This is a genomic window from Campylobacter sp. BCW_6460 (assembly GCF_001762705.1).
Classification (GTDB): domain Bacteria; phylum Campylobacterota; class Campylobacteria; order Campylobacterales; family Campylobacteraceae; genus Campylobacter_D; species Campylobacter_D jejuni.
Genome location: NZ_MJXI01000019.1, coordinates 1 through 6,079 on the forward strand (window position 1 = coordinate 1; position 6,079 = coordinate 6,079).

Annotated in this window: 2 tRNA genes and 3 rRNA genes; all 5 read left to right on the plus strand. The window is 42.5% G+C overall.

The features are described 5' to 3' along the window. The 5 genes from AJ881_RS04110 (at position 1) to rrf (ending at position 5,929) form a co-directional block, all read left to right on the plus strand. Positions 1-1,512 (plus strand): 16S ribosomal RNA (locus AJ881_RS04110). 103 nt (positions 1,513-1,615) lie between these two features. Next, positions 1,616-1,691: transfer RNA gene (locus tag AJ881_RS04115), tRNA-Ala, on the plus strand. Positions 1,692-1,699: 8 nt separating this feature from the next. Further along, positions 1,700-1,776: transfer RNA gene (locus AJ881_RS04120), tRNA-Ile, on the plus strand. A 724-nt stretch (positions 1,777-2,500) separates the two neighbouring features. Beyond that, a 23S ribosomal RNA gene (locus tag AJ881_RS04125) occupies positions 2,501-5,557 on the plus strand. Positions 5,558-5,812: 255 nt separating this feature from the next. Then, positions 5,813-5,929: ribosomal RNA gene (gene rrf / locus AJ881_RS04130) — 5S ribosomal RNA — on the plus strand. The 16S, 23S and 5S rRNA genes sit together here with 2 tRNA genes alongside, the layout of an rRNA operon. The last annotated feature ends 150 nt before the right edge of the window (positions 5,930-6,079 follow it).

Consider the following 6,079-nt stretch of genomic DNA (forward strand, 5'->3'; position numbering starts at 1 on the left):
TTATGGAGAGTTTGATCCTGGCTCAGAGTGAACGCTGGCGGCGTGCCTAATACATGCAAGTCGAACGATGAAGCTTTTAGCTTGCTAGAAGTGGATTAGTGGCGCACGGGTGAGTAAGGTATAGTTAATCTGCCCTACACAAGAGGACAACAGTTGGAAACGACTGCTAATACTCTATACTCCTGCTTAACACAAGTTGAGTAGGGAAAGTTTTTCGGTGTAGGATGAGACTATATAGTATCAGCTAGTTGGTAAGGTAATGGCTTACCAAGGCTATGACGCTTAACTGGTCTGAGAGGATGATCAGTCACACTGGAACTGAGACACGGTCCAGACTCCTACGGGAGGCAGCAGTAGGGAATATTGCGCAATGGGGGAAACCCTGACGCAGCAACGCCGCGTGGAGGATGACACTTTTCGGAGCGTAAACTCCTTTTCTTAGGGAAGAATTCTGACGGTACCTAAGGAATAAGCACCGGCTAACTCCGTGCCAGCAGCCGCGGTAATACGGAGGGTGCAAGCGTTACTCGGAATCACTGGGCGTAAAGGGCGCGTAGGCGGATTATCAAGTCTCTTGTGAAATCTAATGGCTTAACCATTAAACTGCTTGGGAAACTGATAGTCTAGAGTGAGGGAGAGGCAGATGGAATTGGTGGTGTAGGGGTAAAATCCGTAGATATCACCAAGAATACCCATTGCGAAGGCGATCTGCTGGAACTCAACTGACGCTAAGGCGCGAAAGCGTGGGGAGCAAACAGGATTAGATACCCTGGTAGTCCACGCCCTAAACGATGTACACTAGTTGTTGGGATGCTAGTCATCTCAGTAATGCAGCTAACGCATTAAGTGTACCGCCTGGGGAGTACGGTCGCAAGATTAAAACTCAAAGGAATAGACGGGGACCCGCACAAGCGGTGGAGCATGTGGTTTAATTCGAAGATACGCGAAGAACCTTACCTGGGCTTGATATCCTAAGAACCTTATAGAGATATGAGGGTGCTAGCTTGCTAGAACTTAGAGACAGGTGCTGCACGGCTGTCGTCAGCTCGTGTCGTGAGATGTTGGGTTAAGTCCCGCAACGAGCGCAACCCACGTATTTAGTTGCTAACGGTTCGGCCGAGCACTCTAAATAGACTGCCTTCGTAAGGAGGAGGAAGGTGTGGACGACGTCAAGTCATCATGGCCCTTATGCCCAGGGCGACACACGTGCTACAATGGCATATACAATGAGACGCAATACCGCGAGGTGGAGCAAATCTATAAAATATGTCCCAGTTCGGATTGTTCTCTGCAACTCGAGAGCATGAAGCCGGAATCGCTAGTAATCGTAGATCAGCCATGCTACGGTGAATACGTTCCCGGGTCTTGTACTCACCGCCCGTCACACCATGGGAGTTGATTTCACTCGAAGCCGGAATACTAAACTAGTTACCGTCCACAGTGGAATCAGCGACTGGGGTGAAGTCGTAACAAGGTAACCGTAGGAGAACCTGCGGTTGGATCACCTCCTTTCTAGAGTACAAAGTAATAAGTCTCACAACTATTACTTCAAATATATAAACTCAATTGATTCTTGTTTAGATTTCAAAGATTGATGATAAAGCTAATTGTTTATGGGGAATTAGCTCAGCTGGGAGAGCGCCTGCTTTGCACGCAGGAGGTCAGCGGTTCGATCCCGCTATTCTCCACCATTTATTAAGGGCCTATAGCTCAGCTGGTTAGAGTGCACCCCTGATAAGGGTGAGGTCACAAGTTCAAGTCTTGTTAGGCCCACCATAAAAAAGATTTGAATAAAAAAGCTTTAAAATCTAAAGCAAGTATATAAAGTAGATTAAATATAAAATATAAACTCTATACTTAGATTTATTTTTATCTTTAGCTATAAAAGAATATACTTTAAATAGATATAAGTAGCATATACATTATGTATTTATATTTATAATGATTATATTAATATATATACTTCCTTTAGGTTTTAAACCTAAATGTTCTTTTTAATTATCATTGTTAAGAGTCACAAGCAAGTTTTAATAAAAACAATTTTACAGGACTTGTTAAAGGATAAAACCTATTTATCTTTTCTTTGGTTTAACTTATATCTTTTAATTATCTTTATCTTTAAAATAAAGAGAATATTAGATTTAAGATTTATAAATTAAAGACAAGTTTCAAACTCACAGCTTAGTTAAGACTAAATCATTTAGTTCTATATTAAGGTTTGAATGCTTTCCGTCTTAAGATAAAGAAGTCTTATCATAAAAACTTTAACAAGGAAGTGATGCGTTTTAGAATCAATAATAAAAGGTAGAAGTTAGGTTATATCTAACTTTTATGCAAATTGTTTTTTTAGTGATTAAGAATTGAAGCTTTATCTACATTAATTTTTTAATGAATGTTTAGTTTATTTCGTTTTAAGCCTAATATCTTTTAGGTTGGCGGGGTAGGCCTTTAGCTTTGGTTCTTTAAGATGAGCTTTCTCATCTGCTAAAAGAACATCAAAAGGTAAGCTACTAAGAGCGAATGGTGGATGCCTTGACTGGTAAAGGCGATGAAGGACGTACTAGACTGCGATAAGCTACGGGGAGCTGTCAAGAAGCTTTGATCCGTAGATTTCCGAATGGGGCAACCCAATGTATAGAGATATACATTACCTATATAGGAGCGAACGAGGGGAATTGAAACATCTTAGTACCCTCAGGAAAAGAAATCAATAGAGATTGCGTCAGTAGCGGCGAGCGAAAGCGCAAGAGGGCAAACCTAGTGCTTGCACTGGGGGTTGTAGGACTGCAATGTGCAAGAGCTGAGTTTAGCAGAACATTCTGGAAAGTATAGCCATAGAGGGTGATAGTCCCGTATGCGAAAAACAAAGCTTAGCTAGCAGTATCCTGAGTAGGGCGGGACACGAGGAATCCTGTCTGAATCCGGGTCGACCACGATCCAACCCTAAATACTAATACCAGATCGATAGTGCACAAGTACCGTGAGGGAAAGGTGAAAAGAACTGAGGTGATCAGAGTGAAATAGAACCTGAAACCATTTGCTTACAATCATTCAGAGCACTATGTAGCAATACAGTGTGATGGACTGCCTTTTGCATAATGAGCCTGCGAGTTGTGGTGTCTGGCAAGGTTAAGCAAACGCGAAGCCGTAGCGAAAGCGAGTCTGAATAGGGCGCTTAGTCAGATGCTGCAGACCCGAAACGAAGTGATCTATCCATGAGCAAGTTGAAGCTAGTGTAAGAACTAGTGGAGGACTGAACCCATAGGCGTTGAAAAGCCCCGGGATGACTTGTGGATAGGGGTGAAAGGCCAATCAAACTTCGTGATAGCTGGTTCTCTCCGAAATATATTTAGGTATAGCGTTGTGTCGTAATATAAGGGGGTAGAGCACTGAATGGGCTAGGGCATACACCAATGTACCAAACCCTATCAAACTCCGAATACCTTATATGTAATCACAGCAGTCAGGCGGCGAGTGATAAAATCCGTCGTCAAGAGGGAAACAACCCAGACTACCAGCTAAGGTCCCTAAATCTTACTTAAGTGGAAAACGATGTGAAGTTACTTAAACAACCAGGAGGTTGGCTTAGAAGCAGCCATCCTTTAAAGAAAGCGTAATAGCTCACTGGTCTAGTGATTTTGCGCGGAAAATATAACGGGGCTAAAGTAAGTACCGAAGCTGTAGACTTGCACACAACTTAGATTATTTAAGTTTAGAATATGAGAAACTAAGTTATATGTTTTAGTTATATTTTTACTGATTTTTATAGAGTAAAGATAGAAATAAAGCTTAGTAAAATCAGTAAAAATATTCTTAGGCTAAAGTTAAGTAGTTTAAGTTGTGTGCAAGTGGTAGGAGAGCGTTCTATTTGCGTCGAAGGTATACCGGTAAGGAGTGCTGGAGCGAATAGAAGTGAGCATGCAGGCATGAGTAGCGATAATTAATGTGAGAATCATTAACGCCGTAAACCCAAGGTTTCCTACGCGATGCTCGTCATCGTAGGGTTAGTCGGGTCCTAAGTCGAGTCCGAAAGGGGTAGACGATGGCAAATTGGTTAATATTCCAATACCAACATTAGTGTGCGATGGAAGGACGCTTAGGGCTAAGGGGGCTAGCGGATGGAAGTGCTAGTCTAAGGTCGTAGGAGCTTATACAGGCAAATCCGTATAAGAACACTCCGAGAACTGAAAGGCTTTTTGAAATCTTCGGATGGATAGAAGAACCCCTGATGCCGTCGAGCCAAGAAAAGTTTCTAAGTTTAGCTAATGTTGCCCGTACCGTAAACCGACACAGGTGGGTGGGATGAGTATTCTAAGGCGCGTGGAAGAACTCTCTTTAAGGAACTCTGCAAAATAGCACCGTATCTTCGGTATAAGGTGTGGTTAGCTTTGTATTAGGATTTACTCCGAAAGCAAGGAAACTTACAACAAAGAGTCCCTCCCGACTGTTTACCAAAAACACAGCACTCTGCTAACTCGTAAGAGGATGTATAGGGTGTGACGCCTGCCCGGTGCTCGAAGGTTAATTGATGGGGTTAGCATTAGCGAAGCTCTTGATCGAAGCCCGAGTAAACGGCGGCCGTAACTATAACGGTCCTAAGGTAGCGAAATTCCTTGTCGGTTAAATACCGACCTGCATGAATGGCGTAACGAGATGGGAGCTGTCTCAAAGAGGGATCCAGTGAAATTGTAGTGGAGGTGAAAATTCCTCCTACCCGCGGCAAGACGGAAAGACCCCGTGGACCTTTACTACAGCTTGACACTGCTACTTGGATAAGAATGTGCAGGATAGGTGGGAGGCTTTGAGTATATGACGCCAGTTGTATATGAGCCATTGTTGAGATACCACTCTTTCTTATTTGGGTAGCTAACCAGCTTGAGTTATCCTCAAGTGGGACAATGTCTGGTGGGTAGTTTGACTGGGGCGGTCGCCTCCCAAATAATAACGGAGGCTTACAAAGGTTGGCTCAGAACGGTTGGAAATCGTTCGTAGAGTATAAAGGTATAAGCCAGCTTAACTGCAAGACATACAAGTCAAGCAGAGACGAAAGTCGGTCTTAGTGATCCGGTGGTTCTGTGTGGAAGGGCCATCGCTCAAAGGATAAAAGGTACCCCGGGGATAACAGGCTGATCTCCCCCAAGAGCTCACATCGACGGGGAGGTTTGGCACCTCGATGTCGGCTCATCGCATCCTGGGGCTGGAGCAGGTCCCAAGGGTATGGCTGTTCGCCATTTAAAGCGGTACGCGAGCTGGGTTCAGAACGTCGTGAGACAGTTCGGTCCCTATCTGCCGTGGGCGTAAGAAGATTGAAGAGATTTGACCCTAGTACGAGAGGACCGGGTTGAACAAACCACTGGTGTAGCTGTTGTTCTGCCAAGAGCATCGCAGCGTAGCTAAGTTTGGAAAGGATAAACGCTGAAAGCATCTAAGCGTGAAGCCAACTCTAAGATGAATCTTCTCTAAGCTCTCTAGAAGACTACTAGTTTGATAGGCTGGGTGTGTAATGGATGAAAGTCCTTTAGCTGACCAGTACTAATAGAGCGTTTGGCTTATCTTTAATAAAGCATCACTTCCTTGTTAAGGTTTTTAATAAGACTTTGAATATAGATAATATTTAGAGTTTCATAGAAATCTTTCAAGTAGAGTTTATATTAGAACTTGCTCTTAACATTGTTTTTTAAGTATTCTATATAAAAACTTATTAAAGATAAAAGATAAGTAAAGAAGAAAGAGAATAAAGAAAAAAATAAAGAAATAAAAGATTAAGCTTTATTTATAAATTAAATCTTTCAAAGAATATTTAAATAACAATGTCCGTGATTATACAGATGTGGAAACGCCTTGCTCCATCCCGAACCAAGAAGCTAAGCACATCGTGGGTGATGATACTACGCCTTACTGGCAGGGGGAAAGTAGCTCATTGCGGACTTGTTAAATGTCTTCATTACTTACTTTATATATAAATCCTATGTTTATTTTTATTGTTGTTTTAGATGATGCTTAGAATTGTGTTTAAAAAAGAGTTTGTTGCTGTTTAGGGTTTTTAAGAGAATAGGGTGTTTTTAGGAGTTTGGAAGGT